The following is a 13,913-nucleotide window of genomic DNA, read 5'->3' as shown; positions in this document are numbered from 1 at the left end:
ATCGCCGACCCGAGCCCCTCATGCTTTGGCTGAGGGGCTTTTTACATGGACCCAACCAATGCAACTGCCTTCGATTTTTGACCACAATGCCGAAAAAGCGCTGGCCAGCGATCTGGCGGCGCACTTGGTCAAGAACATCTCGCCGACAACCATGGTGGAGCGACGACATACTCTGTCGGCCAGCAGAATCACACGTATTCTCGAACAAGTGTACGAGCGCGCCGCCAATTACCGTACGCAGAATAAGCCAGGTTTTCTGAGGCGCACAGTTTTGACCAACAACTTTCGTTGGGAAATGGAAAGCGCCGGATACCCTAAGGACTTCATCGATGTTGCAGTCGAGGGTTTCGTTGTCGCTATGACCAAGCAGCCAAAAAAGCCATAAATCATTAAATTTTGATAGACGGAAAATTCTGATGCTTGGTTCATTGGTACGCCGCTTCCTGGTGCCGCTAACGGGAAACTCAAGGCCCGATCCGCAAACGATCAGGGATTTATATCTCAGCGCCAAGAGGCTTTTCGAAAATCACGATATCAGGGCTGCGCAAGCCGAGTACCAAAAATATCTGGAGTACCAGCCCCACGACGTCGACGCGCTCAACGACTATGCCTGCTGTCTTGCGGCCGTGGGCATGGAGCAAGCTGCAGCCGAAATCTTCGAAAAGGCCTTTGCTCTCAATGACGCCTTTTTTCCGGTGGTGACTAATTACGCCAATTTACTTAAGAGCAAATACAAGACCGAAGAAAGTCTTAAATATTTGGCGAAGGCCAGGCTGCAGAGCCCTTATCTCGCTAATATAAGAACCGTATATGGCGCAATATTATTTTCGCGCGGCAGTGCCGCCAGTGCGGCGCCGCATAATTTGGCAGGCTGGTTGTCAAAATTCGACGATCTGAGACAGGGAAACTCCTATCTTTTTTCGCTCGCCTACTGTTGTCCAGATGAGGCATTACTGGCTACCGAGCACAGATTTTGGGCTGAAACTCTGAAACCACTCGAAGTCGAAGCCGGTCGTCGGCCGAGTTCGCCGCAAATCGAGATTGTTCGCAGCGAACCTAGAAAAATCAGAATCGGTTATTGGTCGCCGGACCTTCAAGCGCACTCGGTCAACTTTTTTTTTCGCCCCTTGCTGGAAGGGCATGACAAAAATCAATTCGAAATATTCATATACCACGACGCGCATAAAAGGGACGAACAGACAGATTTGGTGGAACAAACAGCGGATCAATTTTTTTCCGTCGCCGAATTCCAAGATGTCGATCTCAGGGACCTGATCCTTTCCCATGATTTGGATGTGCTGGTGGAAATGGCCGGTCACTCCTCGTCCAACCGACTCAATCTCCTTCAGGCGCGCTTAGCGAAACTCCAGGTCACGGGAATTGGCTATCCCCCGACCACCGGTCTGAATACAATAGACCTCAAGATGCTCGACGTGCACATGGTAGATGGCGCCGAAAGCGCGCGTTATTACTCAGAGCGCATTGCGGTCCTACCCCGGTCCTTTTGGTGCTACGATCCCATGGCCCCCGTAGTGGCTCCTTCGGTGCCTCCATGCACCGCCAACGGCTTCATCACCTTTGGCTGCGTAGGCAACCTCGCGAAAATCACGCCGCAGATGATGCGTTGTTGGGCGGAAATACTGTTTCAGGTTCCTCGGTCTCGACTGTTGCTGCGGGCCATCAACTTCAACGACCCTGCCGCGCAAGATGCCATGCTGTCGCCGTTGCTTGAACTTGGCATTTCCAGGGACCGAATAGACATCCGCAAGCCTGAGGGAGGGGACAAGTTCTCCGAGTCCTATTCGGAAATCGACGTCATCTTGGACACCTACCCCTTCAACGGCGGCACGACGTCGTGCTTTGCCACCTACATGGGAGTCCCTATTGTTACGATGGCCGGCAAATCGCTGGTCTCCAGGATGGGCGAATCCATCATGAATAATCTGGGCCTGGCAGATTGGGTGGTGAGGACGCCAGAAGAATATGTCAGCCGTGCAGTGCGTGCTGCTGTAGAAATGGATTGTCTTCCTGCCTTGAGAGCGGAAATGCGGCAACGCTTCCAACAGAGCGCATTGGGCGATCGAAATTTGTTCGCACGAGACTTCGAGCACATGATTCGGCATGAATTGAACAACGTGACGTCAGAATCAAATCAGGCGAAAGTGTCTAGCGTGGGTGTGCTCCCCGAAGACGAAATCATCCGGCGCGCGTATTATGTCCTTCGATCTGGGCAGTTCGATGCGGCGCGACGGATCGTCGATCATTGCTTGGCCCATTACCCAACAAATGGCGCTGCAAACGTGCTCTGGACCGAGCGCCTGACATCTAAGGGTAAGTTTCAGGAAGCTGCGGATTACCTGGAGCGAACGCTCCCGATCGTCTCCCAATCCGACCACGCGAAAGTCGCGATCAATCTGAGTCGATTGCATTTGCTTCTCGATCGCGCCGACGAGGCCCGGCGCGTTATCGAGAATCGAAACCTTTTGGCAGGCGCTAGTGAAATGGATCGCCTCCAATTGCGTCAGATCGCAGCGTGCATTCGCGCCGGGTCAGCGGCCGCCATGCCTGCGAATGTCAAAAACAATTCAAGCGGAGGCCGGACTCAAAATGTCGAGGTGCTTATATTTTGCGATGACTCCGCACTGTATCAATTGATCGCAGATGACCTGACCATCAGGGGTGCGCCGCCGGCATCGCTCAAGATCCACGTTCGACAGCTAAGCGAAGGGCTGAAATTGCAGGCTTACGAAGAAAGTCTCGACAACGAAGGCGCCGACTACAAAATCTGGATTCAGAAGAACGTGAGGATATTCAATACCAGTTTCTGGGTCGACCTGATGGAGGCCATGAATTCTTCGGACCTGCTATCTGTCACCGGTGCGCAATCTTGGCGCCAGTCGGATTGGAGACTGAGTGCGGTTGCAGAAAAAAGCGGCTCGCTCATTATTCCTTCGGGAGAAAAGAAGGATTTCTACGAAGTCCAGTTCTTTGGCAATCAACCTCAATTAACTATTAGCGGAGTTGGGGTTCTCGGGGGTGAATTCCTAGTCTTGAAATCAGGCGCGTGGATTTCCGAGGCAAAGAGCTACTTGGAGTCGGAACTGGAGCAGGGAGGAACGCATTTAGAGGATTATTTCAGTCATGCTGCCGCTGCTGCGGGGGCGAGGCTTGCGGTACATCAGTGCCTTGGAGTTAGTGTTGATTGGCGCGTACCCTTGGACGAACAATATCTCGGCGAAGCCCGGATGCGGGCGGCCGAACTTCTTGGCATTAATGCTTTTGATTTTCCAGAAGAAAACAATTCCGCTTTGACGGTGCCGGTGCGCTCGGTCGATGTGGCTGTGACAACCCAAAAACTTTTTCTGGAAAGGGGAGCGTGAAGCATCATGGCGTACTACAGCAACGTCAATACCACCATCCTTGATTTAATTGGTGCCGAAGTGCAGTCGATATGTGAGTTCGGCTGTGGGGCAGGGGCGCTCGCAGAAGCGGTAAAGATCAAAAATCCAACTGTTTTTTATGTGGGCATCGATATCGCGGCTGAGCCTTTGCGGGATGCCGCTCGATTTCTTGATGTCGCGATTCAATGCAATGTCGACACTTATCCGCATTGGGACGATCACCCTCAAATGAAGGAGGCCATTCCGCCAAACCATTTCGATTGCATCGTTTTTGGCGATGTTTTGGAGCATCTTTACGCGCCTGAGATAGCTGTTCAGCAAGCGGTGGCCCGATTGAAGCCAGGTGGTGTGCTGATTGCGTGCATTCCCAATGTTCAGCACTGGAGCGTATTTGTGCAGCTTGTCAGCGGGAGTTGGCCTCGGCATGACGAAGGCCTTTTCGACCGTACGCATATTCGATGGTTTGCTTTGAGCGACATGTGCCTGCTGCTCCAAAATGAGGGGTTGTCTGTCGAAAAGGTGGTACCACGCGTATTCAATGAGCCCGCAGGTCGGGAAATACTCGAGTTCCTGGAGCCATTGGCTCAGCACTTGCACCAGGAGCCGGAACAGTTCGTCAGTATGTCGCTTCCTTTGCAATATGTGCTCGTAGGCCGCAAGGTGAATTAACCGATGGCACTTGTGTTTTACAAGCAGTGGCGCCGTCTCGTTCGCGTGATTCGGTCGACCCTCCTGGGAAAAATTGCTTACGAAGCGGCGTTTGAAGGGAAAACAAGGTCTATTCATTTTGTAGTTGCGACCAGAAGCCCCGAGAGATCGTTTTGGACTGAAACAATGACCGGACGCAAATTGGCTGCGCTGCGATCCAACTCAGAGGTTAAAACGACTGTCTTTTTTGAAAATAGAGAAGGCCTGCCGGCTGTCTATAACAGGGCCTTGGTAGAATCCCAGGCGGATGACACTGTAGTATTTGTTCACGATGACATCTGGCTCAACGACGCCAACGTTTTGGAAAGAATTAGAGCGGGCACAAAGCAATTCGATATTATTGGAATTGCAGGAAACCGCCGAAGAGTCGACGCCCAACCTGCATGGCTTTTTCGCGCCATAGAAGGTGGAAACTTCATCTGGGACCATCCCAACCTTTCCGGCGCGGTGCGGACCGGGAACCAGAAGTCGTCGGCACTTAGTTACTTTGGCGCAGCTCCTGCCCCTTGCAAATTGCTGGACGGCGTCTTTCTTGCTGCGCGCAGAAAGACCCTGCGGAGAGCGGGCGTGAAGTTCGACGAGACGTTTGACTTCCACTTGTACGACATGGATTTCTGCCGAACCGCGGAGAAGGCAGGTTTGACCATGGGGACATGGCCCATCGACCTCGTCCACGAAAGCGGCGGCGCCTTTGGTTCCGACGGCTGGAAGAGGAATTTTGCTGTTTATCTGAAGAAGTGGAAGAAATAGGCCGATAGGCGGGGCCTTTGAGGATCGTCGAGGAAGAGGTGCCAACCGGCAACTGCGGGCGGACTTCCTGCGGACGGCAACTCAACTTGACATCGACGTGCTGCTGTCGTGCGACTGCGAAGTGTCAACAAGTGCGGACACATAAGGGTGCGCAACAATCTGCTGCCCACGACCAGCCGCTTTGGCATTCATTCCATATGTCCTCTCGCGCGCCGATGTGCGGGCGATCTGCAGCGAATGTCGGCGGTTCTTATGGGTGGCGCGCCTTTTGACGAGGACGCACCTGGCGCGCCGGTGTCCGCGCCTAATGCGCCTGCTCGCTATCGTCAATTTGTAGTACGTTAGTAGTCACCATTTCGACGGGCGGCACCGGTTTGGGGGACAAGCGGTAACAGTTTCGCCGCAGATTTGTCACCATTGGATACATGTGTGACGAAACCTCCTTGCCACTTCGCCGGTCGATCGCGGCCTCCTTCCGAGGCGTGACGCTCCTGGAACTGATGGTCACCATCGTCGTCCTGGGCATCCTCGTCGCCTTGGGCCTGCCCAACCTGCGCGACTTCCTTGTCGGCACCCGCCTGTCATCCAGCGTCAATGGCTTCGTCGGCCTAGCGAGCTTTGCCCGCAGCGAAGCCATCGTCCGCAACCAGGATGTCATCGTCTGCCCCAAGAACGCCGGCAGCAACGCCTGTGTTTCAACCACCGCCTGGAACACATACGAGGTCGAGGCGTTCGTCGACGCAGACGGCGACGGCAATTTCAGCGCCGGCGACATCCTCCTCAAGACCCAGGCGGCCGTCGACCCCGATAACTCGCAGATGGGCTTCGACCGCTCCTCCCCCGGCATCCTGACCTTCGGCAGCGCCGGCTTCGCGCGCACCGCCCAGTTTTTCAAGATCTACGCGAAGTCATCCGACGCCGCGTACCAGGCCAAGTACGGCCGAACGATCTGCGTCAGCAAGGTGGGTCGTATCCGCGTCGCCGATTACGCGCTGACGACTTGCCCCGACTTCTGAGAGTCAACAAGGAAGCGAGCATGAACACGAGACATCCCCGGTTCATCAGTCACGCAAGGCAGAAGCAGCAGCAAGACCAGCGCGGCGCCACCCTGATCGAGGCGCTGGTATCGCTGGTCGTCATGTCATTCGGCCTGTTGGGCATTGCGGGCTTGCAGGTGGGCGGCCTCGCGTTCCAGAAGTCCGCATGGTCCATGCATCGCGTGACAGACATCACGAGCGATCTCGGCGAGCGGATCAGGGCCAATCCGAAGGCGATCGATGCGAACTACCAATACACCGCGAACTACGCGACCGCCAAGGGCGCCACGCTGACGAAGTTGAACTGCCGTACGACCGGCACGTGCAGCCCTGCGGAGGTTGCAGCCGACGACCTCGCCGACCTGTTGTTCAAGGCCCAGACGTTGTTGCCGCAAGGCGCCATGCAAATCACCGGCACGGTGGCCGGCGGATTCACGGTCACGTCGATGTACATGGACAAGGACTTCCGGACGACCGCCGGCGCGCTGGACCAGAGCCCGACTTGCGGAGCTTCCACCAGCGGCATCGACGCGCGCAATTGCTGCCCCGCCGCGGCCGCTGCGCCGGCCGGCATTCGCTGCCGCAACTTCATCATCATTCCCTGAGCTGCCGGCCCAAGTCATGCACCCTCGTCCCCCCGCCCGCAGAAGTCGTTCACGCCATCGGGGCGTGACCTTGGTCGAACTGATGGTCGGCCTGACCATCGGCCTGGTCCTGGTCATCATCGCCTCGGCCGTCTACCTGTATTCGAAGCAGTCGTACAACGCCGTCTCCGAAAACTCGCAGATGGAAGAGAACGGCCGGTTTGCGATCGACCTCGTGACCAAGTCCATTCAGAGCGCCGGTTTCGCGATGGTGGATCCGACCGCGCCCGGCCCCACGCTGCCGCTGGACAGCAAGCTGGCCGCCTGCGACTACGGCTATGTGAACGCCAATTCGACGGGGACGCTGACGATGGCGGACCTTGCCTGTCGCACGTCCACCCCCGCGGGTCAGCGGCAATCGGCATCGATCTTCACGCGCTACGAGACCGATGCCTACGGTTCCACGGGCGGCAAGCAGCAAGGCTTCGATTGCACCAGTGCGGCGGCCGCAAGCAAGCAGCTCGCAGGCGGGGTGCAAACCTACGAGGTGCGGTCGTACCTCTTCGTCTCGCAGGTGAATGCGCAGACGCCGTATGGCACCAAGTCGATGGGGCAGCTTGGCTGCGTGTCCGATACCACGCCGGTGGTCAATGGCGTCTCCGGTACGCTGGCGCTTGCTAGTCAGCCGATCGTGCCGGGAATCGAGCAGCTGGCGTTCAGGTATATCTCGACGGCAGGCAAGGTGGTGCCGACCCCGGTCACCACGCTCGACTGGCAAGGCATTGCCTCCGTCGATGTGTGCGTGTTGGGTCGGAGCATCCAGGCGTCCGGCAACGACACCGGGACCACCTACGCGGATTGCTACGGCGCCGCGATCACGCCCGGCCCCTCCGAGAGCTACCGCGTCTTCCGCGCGACGGTGGCATTGCGCAACACGGTCACGGTTTCGCCATGAACGCCTCTTGCCACCCGCCACCGGTGCCTCGGCGCCTTCAGCGCCAGCGCGGCATTTCGCTGTTCATCGTGATGATGTTCCTCGTCATCCTGAGCATCCTGGGCATCACCGCCATGCAGAGTTCCAACCTGTCGGCGCGCGTTGCCGGCAATGAAGCGGACCGCACGCTGGCGTTCCAGGCCGCGGAAGCCGCGCTGCGCGATGCCGAGAAGGACATCAAGGGGCTGTGCACCAGCGGATGTCGATCGACACCGATCTCACCGGAAACCGCGGACCAGTTCGACACGACCTGTGCCCTCGGCTTGTGCCTGCCGAACGCCACGACGCCAGTGTGGGAGCAGAAGGACAACTGGACCGTTGCCGGTCGGGCCGCGGACTACGGCGCCTTCACGGGGTCGGCCGCCTTGCCCGTCGTTGCAAGACAGCCCAAGTACCTCATCGAGTACTTCAAGCTCGGCGAATCCTTCGTCTATCGCGTCTCGGCCACGGGTTACGGCGCCACCCTGTCCACGCAAGTCTTGCTGCAAACCTCGGTGAAGGCATTGAAATGAAAACACCCCCGAAGCGCCTACGGCGCCTCCCCCTCCAGGGGGCGCACCCGGCGGCCCGGCAAAGCCGGTTCCGCGGGTGCCCACGAACAGATTTCGCGGTGCTCCTCCTGGGTTTCATGTGTCGCGGGTCACGCGACAGCGTGGTGGAAAACTGAAATGTTTTCACGGACCCTGGATCGATGGGTGGCACGCGCTGTGGGCATGGCGATGCTCATGGCGACTGGCCTGTTTGCCGCTTCGGCCGTTGCCGTCAACCTCACGCCATTGCCACCGTACCTGACGGAGACCAAGGGCTCGCCGATGGTGATGCTGAACCTGTCGCGCGACCATCAGCTTTCCTACAAGGCCTACAACGAGTTCTCCGACCTCGACGGCGACGGCGTCATCGAGACCCAGTACAGCCACACGTTCAGGTACTACGGCTACTTCGACAACCAGCGTTGCTACACCTACGACACGTCAGCCAATGTCTACGTGCCGACCAGAAAGGTCGACGCCACCAACTATTGCAACTATGGCGGCGCGATCGTCAACGAGTGGAGCGGCAACTTCCTGAACTGGGCCACCATGACGCGGATGGATGTGATCCGCCGCATTCTCTACGGCGGAATGCGCTCCACCGACACGACACCGACGACCATCCTGGAGCGGGCGCATCTGCCGACCGACGCCCACTCGTTCGCCAAGTACTACAACAACACCGATATCGCCAAGCTCACGCCGTACGGCGGCACCACCGAGATCACCATCTGCAATGCGACCTTTCGCAACGGCAGCTTGCAGTTTTCGCACGACGCGGCCGGTCCGCCGGCAATGCAGGTGGCCAAGGGCAACTTCTCGCTCTGGAATTCCAACGAGCGTTGGCAGTGCTACTGGTCGGAAGACAAGGGTGCCAGCAACGGCAACAACCCGGCCGTCACGGGGCTGAGCGCCGGCGGCAGCAACCCTTCGCGGCTCAGCAACGCCCTTGGGCCTGGCGGGACCGGACTCGGCGCCGGCACGTACACGGTCAGGGTGCAGGTCTGCAAGACCGGGCTGGACCTGACCGATGCGACCAAGACCGACTCGTGGACTTTCACCGACGATGAAAAGAACCGCTGCAAGCTTTACCCCAACGGCAACTACAAGCCGGTCGGGCTGCTGCAGAAATACGGCGAGCGCAATGAAGCCGGATTCGGCTTGATCACCGGCAGCTATCAAAAGAATATTTCGGGCGGCGTGCTGCGCAAGAACATTTCGCCGTTCTCGCCGGAAGTGGACTTGCGCAGCGGCATCTTCACAGGCATCGACGGCATTGTCTCGACGCTGAACAAGCTGCGCATTTATGGCTACGACTACGGTGACGGCACCTATCTCGGCAACGACCAGTGCAACTTTGGCCTGATCGGGTTGACCGAGGGCAAGTGCGCCAGTTGGGGCAACCCTATTGGCGAGATGTACCTGGAATCGCTTCGCTATCTGGCGGGCGCGGCGCCGACAGGTGCCTTCAACACCACCGGCGGCAAGGATGCGGCCCTGGGCCTGACTGTCGCCGCCTGGACCGATCCGTTCGCCGATTCGACGGTCGGCACGTTCGGCGCGGTGAGCTGCAGGCGCTCCAGCGTGGTCAACTTCAATGCCAGCGTCAGTTCGTACGACAACGACCAATGGAGCAGCGCCGGTGACGTGAAAGGACTTTCGCAGGCCCTGGTCACGACGCTGACCAACGACATCGGCTCGGCGGAAGGCCTCTACGCGACGGGCAAGAGGTGGACGGTCGGCTCGACGACAGGCAACACAAATAACCTGTGCAGCGACAAGACGATCTCCGCGCTGGCCGACAGCGTCGGTATCTGCCCCGAAGCACCGACCGGCTACGGCGGATTCCTGATGGCTGGCGCCGCGCAGTACGCCCACACCAATCGCATCAGGGACACCACACCGCCGTTGGGCGCGATCTTCACGGACGCGTTCAAGGTCGACACCTACGGTGTGGCGCTGGCCACGTCCACGCCGCGCATCAAGATTCCAGTGCCCAACCAGGCCGGCAAGTTCGTTGTGATCCAGCCGGCCATGCGCTTCTTCTCCGGCACCGGCGGCGCGGGCGCGCTGGTCGACTTCCGGGTGGTCAGCCAGTCGCCCACCTCGGGCAAGTTCGTGGTCCAGTGGGAAGACTCCGAGCAGGGCGGCGATTACGACCAGGACATGTGGGGCACGCTGGAGTACAGCGTGAACGCGGCCACCGGCAAGATCACGATCACGACCTATGCGGCCTACAGTTCAACGCCGTATGCGCTGGGATTCGGCTATGCCATCGCAGGCACCGACAAGGACGGCGTGCACATGCACTCGGGCATCAACGGTGCAACCTACGCGGACCCGAATCCCCCGGTGACGGTCACGCCCACGACCTATCTCAGCGGCGGCGGGTGCAGCGGCTGCCAGGTCCAGCAAACGGCGACTGCGGCCGTCTTCAGCATGACCGGCGTCACAGGCGAAGCCCTCCGCGACCCGATGTGGTACGCGGCCAAGTACGGTGGGTTCGACCGCGGTGTGGCCGGCAACTACGTGTCGGGCTCCGTGTTGCCCACCAATGCCTGGGACTCGAAGAAAGTCGATGGCAGCGCCGGCAGCGACGGGGTTCCTGACAAGTACTTCTATGCCATCGACCCGGCACAACTGGAGCGTTCACTGGCCAGCGTGTTCAATTCCGTATTCACGGCCGGCGGAGCGGCGCCAGCCGCAGCCACGACGTCACGAACCCAGACCGGTGGCTATGTCTATGCCAGCACCTACAGCGTCAAGCCGAAGACCGTGGGAAGCCCCATCGATGCGGATAACAGCGGGGAGTTCGCGCGCTACGGCTTCGACTCGAACGGGGGCGTCAGTCTCACCAGCGACTGGAAGGCCGGCGCGCTGCTCACGACCGCACTCAGCGGCCTCGGATGGGATGGCAACCGCGCCGTGCTGTCCATGGCGGACACGGGGCCCATCGCCTTCAGATGGAGCAACCTGTCTCCGACTCAGCAGACGGCGCTGAACACGAATCCGGCGAGCGGCGTTGTCGATGCGAACGGCCCCAGCCGCCTGAACTGGCTGCGCGGCGACGCCTCGAATGAATCGGACACCGGCTATCGCATCCGCACGGCCAGGCTCGGCGCAATCATCAACTCCACGCCCTGGTATGTGGGCGCCCCGGCCGCGGGCTACACCAATGCGCAATACGGCGGGGGCTATGGCGCATTCCGCACCGGCATCGTTGCGGCCAACGGGAACAAGGCCCGGTCAGCAGTCTTCGTCGGCGCCAACGACGGCATGCTGCACGCGTTCGACGGCACCGACGGCCACGAACTCTTTGCATACTTGCCGCGGGCTTTCTACACCACGTCCTCGGCGCCGCCCTACTCGAAGCTGACGGCCCTCACCGCCAAGGACTTCTACCTGGGCGAGTCGACCGAGCGGCTCACGATGGACGGCAGCGTCATGGCCGCCGACGTCAAGGTTGGCGGCACCTGGTCGACCTACCTTTTCGGCGCTTTCGGCCGCGGCGCCAAAGGTGTGTACGCGCTGGACGTGACCAAGCCGCAAACGATCAATGAAGCATCGGCTTCCAGCGTGGTCAAGTGGGAGTTCACGGAGGCCTCGGAGCCCGCGCCCAGCGACATGGGCCTTATCACGGGCCGTACCAACATCCGCTCGAACGGCCAGCCGTTCCAGTCGGGCTACATGGCCAACGGCAAGTGGGCAGCCATCTACGGCAACGGCTACAACAGCGCCACCGGCAGGGCTGCGCTCTACATTCTGTTCGCCGACGGCCCGCCGTCGACCAGTCCGACCGCCTGGACCGCGGGCACGCACTTCATCAAGATCGTGACGCCGCTCGTCGCTGGCGATACCGGTGACAACGGCCTGGCGTCGCCGACGGCCGTCGACATCAACAACGATGGCGTGATCGATCGCATCTATGCCGGCGACCTGAAAGGCAACGTCTGGAAGTTCGATGTCACCGATGCGAATCCGGCCAACTGGAAGATCGCGAACAAGGATGCATCGAACAACCCGGTGCCTCTGTACAAGGCGACCACGCTGGTTGGCACCGTCATCACGCCGCAGCCCATCACGACGCCGATCGTGACGTTCCCGAATCCGCAAGGCGGCTACCAGCTGGTATTTGCCACCGGCAAGGCCCTCGAGTCGAACGACTACCCGATGTCCACGGTGTACACCAACACCATGTATGGCATCTACGACAAGCCGGGCACCACGTCGACGTTGACAACGGGCAAGACAGAGCTCGTGCAGCAGACGCTGACCGACGTGTCGGGCACCCGGTACATCACCTCGGCCACGGTGAGCTATTCGAGTGGCAAGCTGGGGTGGTACGCCAACCTGCCGGTCGCCTCGGAAGGTGTCGTCTTCAACCCGTTTGGCGAGGACACCAACCGCGTCAACGTTCGTTCCCTGGCCCCCGCGGCGACCTCGAATGGTTGCCGCTATGACGGCAACTCCTTCGACATGGCGCTCGACCCCATCAACGGAATTGCCATCGCCGGTGCCGTGCCCGGCGTGACGACCACAGGCGCGGTCGGCATCACCAATCTCAACTACTTCGAAGGTGCCAGCGGCGGCCAGTTCAGGATTCCCCCGACGCCGCCGACCCAGCCGGGCGAGACGCCGGCACCGCCGGCGGCCTGTGCGGGCCAGTGCCTGTTCCGTTCCATCATCTCCGCCGGCGACGGCACGCTGAAGACGGTGAACCGCTGCGGTGCCTGCACCGATGGCCGAATCACATGGCGCGAAATCTTCCGTAACCGTTGAACGAGCCGCCCATGCAAGAACACCGAGAACGCGCCGGACACCAAGCCGGCTTCACGCTAATCGAACTGATGATCGTGGTGGCCGTCGTGGCCATCCTGGCAGCCATCGCGCTGCCCGCCTACTCGCAATACATCAAGCGCTCCAACCGGGCCCAGGCGCGCGCCGAGATGCTCAAGGGCGAGGGCTGGCTGGAGCGCTATTACACCGAGAACAACCGGTACAGCAACCCGCCCGCGAGCAGTTCCAACACCGGCTTCACCGGGGTCTTCGGCATGGTGCCGCCGGGTGGCCCTGCGCTCTACAACATCGGCCTTGTCGCCGATACGGCGAGCTACACGATCACAGCGACACCCGCCGGTGCGATGGCAGGCGACTACTGCGGCGTCTATACCAAGACGAACAACACGGCGCTCGCGTCGGCGACGAACGATCCGGCGAAGTGCATGAAGTGAGCACTACTCTGGCGTGTTGTCGAAAACGACCTTGACCCGCGTTTCGGTTGACAGCCTGCCCAGCCGAAGCGCGAGGGGCGAATCGACCAGGCCTGTGGTGGTGCTGCCGCTCGACTGGCACATCGGCCAGCCGCGAATCAGTTCGCCGTGAAGCTCCCCGACTTCCCCCCATGCTTCTCCAGCACGCGCACGTCGTTGATCGTCATCCCCCGGTCCACCGCCTTGCACATGTCGTAGACAGTCAGCAGGGCGATCTGCACAGCCGTCAGCGCTTCCATTTCCACCCCGGTCTGCCCCACGGTCTCGACCGTCGCCTGGCAGGTCACATGCGGCGCCACATTGCCAGCGCCCGCCGTGGTGGTGAAACTCACTGCAACCCGCGTCAGCGCGAGTGGATGGCACAGCGGGATCAGGTCGCTGGTCTTCTTCGCGGCCTGGATGCCCGCGATACGGGCGACGCCCAGCACATCGCCTTTCTTGGCGCTGCCGGACTCGATGAGCGCCAGCGTACTCGCCAGCATTTCGATGCGGCCCGTGGCGACTGCGATGCGGTGGGTGGCCGGCTTGGCGGCCACGTCGACCATGTGGGCTTGACCCTGGCTGTCAAAGTGCGTGAGTGCGTTCATGAGTGAACATTCGGTGCGGTCGCGCATCATACGAGGCTGACTCAACAACCAG

Annotated in this window: 11 protein-coding genes; 10 read left to right on the top strand and 1 reads right to left on the bottom strand. The window is 60.0% G+C overall.

The features are described 5' to 3' along the window. The first annotated feature begins 58 nt into the window (after positions 1–58). The 10 genes from WKW80_RS07300 (at position 59) to WKW80_RS07255 (ending at position 13,235) form a co-directional block, all read left to right on the top strand. The gene (locus WKW80_RS07300) at positions 59–385 is read left to right on the top strand and encodes a hypothetical protein (protein WP_340362892.1); all 327 of its coding nucleotides are present in this window, start codon (positions 59–61) and stop codon (positions 383–385) included. Between the two features lie 31 nt (positions 386–416). Continuing rightward, positions 417–3,380: an O-linked N-acetylglucosamine transferase family protein gene (locus WKW80_RS07295; RefSeq protein ID WP_340362891.1), complete on the top strand. Its 2,964-nt coding sequence runs from the start codon at positions 417–419 to the stop codon at positions 3,378–3,380. Positions 3,381–3,386: 6 nt separating this feature from the next. Next, positions 3,387–4,070 carry a class I SAM-dependent methyltransferase gene (locus WKW80_RS07290; RefSeq protein ID WP_340362890.1) on the top strand — a complete coding sequence of 228 codons (684 nt, stop codon included), beginning with the start codon at positions 3,387–3,389 and terminating at the stop codon, positions 4,068–4,070. A 3-nt stretch (positions 4,071–4,073) separates the two neighbouring features. Continuing rightward, positions 4,074–4,859: a glycosyltransferase gene (locus WKW80_RS07285; RefSeq protein WP_340362889.1), complete on the top strand. Its 786-nt coding sequence runs from the start codon at positions 4,074–4,076 to the stop codon at positions 4,857–4,859. Between the two features lie 425 nt (positions 4,860–5,284). Continuing rightward, positions 5,285–5,875 carry a GspH/FimT family pseudopilin gene (locus WKW80_RS07280; protein ID WP_422822865.1) on the top strand — a complete coding sequence of 197 codons (591 nt, stop codon included), beginning with the start codon at positions 5,285–5,287 and terminating at the stop codon, positions 5,873–5,875. A 20-nt stretch (positions 5,876–5,895) separates the two neighbouring features. After that, positions 5,896–6,501: a type IV pilus modification protein PilV gene (gene pilV, locus WKW80_RS07275; protein WP_340362887.1), complete on the top strand. Its 606-nt coding sequence runs from the start codon at positions 5,896–5,898 to the stop codon at positions 6,499–6,501. Between the two features lie 16 nt (positions 6,502–6,517). Next, the gene (locus WKW80_RS07270; RefSeq protein ID WP_340362886.1) at positions 6,518–7,435 is read left to right on the top strand and encodes a PilW family protein; all 918 of its coding nucleotides are present in this window, start codon (positions 6,518–6,520) and stop codon (positions 7,433–7,435) included. Continuing rightward, on the top strand, positions 7,432–7,986 hold the full coding sequence (locus WKW80_RS07265) for a pilus assembly PilX family protein (RefSeq protein WP_340362885.1): 555 nt from the start codon (positions 7,432–7,434) through the stop codon (positions 7,984–7,986). Before WKW80_RS07270 ends, WKW80_RS07265 begins: the two co-directional genes overlap by 4 nt. Positions 7,987–8,142: 156 nt before the next feature. Further along, entirely contained in the window at positions 8,143–12,783 is a 4,641-nt protein-coding gene (locus WKW80_RS07260) for a pilus assembly protein (protein ID WP_340362884.1), read from the top strand. 11 nt (positions 12,784–12,794) lie between these two features. Continuing rightward, positions 12,795–13,235: a type IV pilin protein gene (locus WKW80_RS07255; RefSeq protein WP_340362883.1), complete on the top strand. Its 441-nt coding sequence runs from the start codon at positions 12,795–12,797 to the stop codon at positions 13,233–13,235. 137 nt (positions 13,236–13,372) lie between these two features. Here WKW80_RS07255 and moaC read toward each other — a convergent pair whose 3' ends face one another. Further along, positions 13,373–13,861 carry a cyclic pyranopterin monophosphate synthase MoaC gene (gene moaC, locus WKW80_RS07250; RefSeq protein ID WP_340362882.1) on the bottom strand — a complete coding sequence of 163 codons (489 nt, stop codon included), beginning with the start codon at positions 13,859–13,861 and terminating at the stop codon, positions 13,373–13,375. Between the last annotated feature and the right edge of the window lie 52 nt (positions 13,862–13,913).

This window comes from Variovorax humicola (genome assembly GCF_037889915.1).
Taxonomy (GTDB): Bacteria; Pseudomonadota; Gammaproteobacteria; order Burkholderiales; family Burkholderiaceae_C; genus Variovorax; species Variovorax humicola.
Note: the sequence above shows the minus strand (reverse complement) of the source record. Positions and strands in the feature narration are given on the sequence as shown.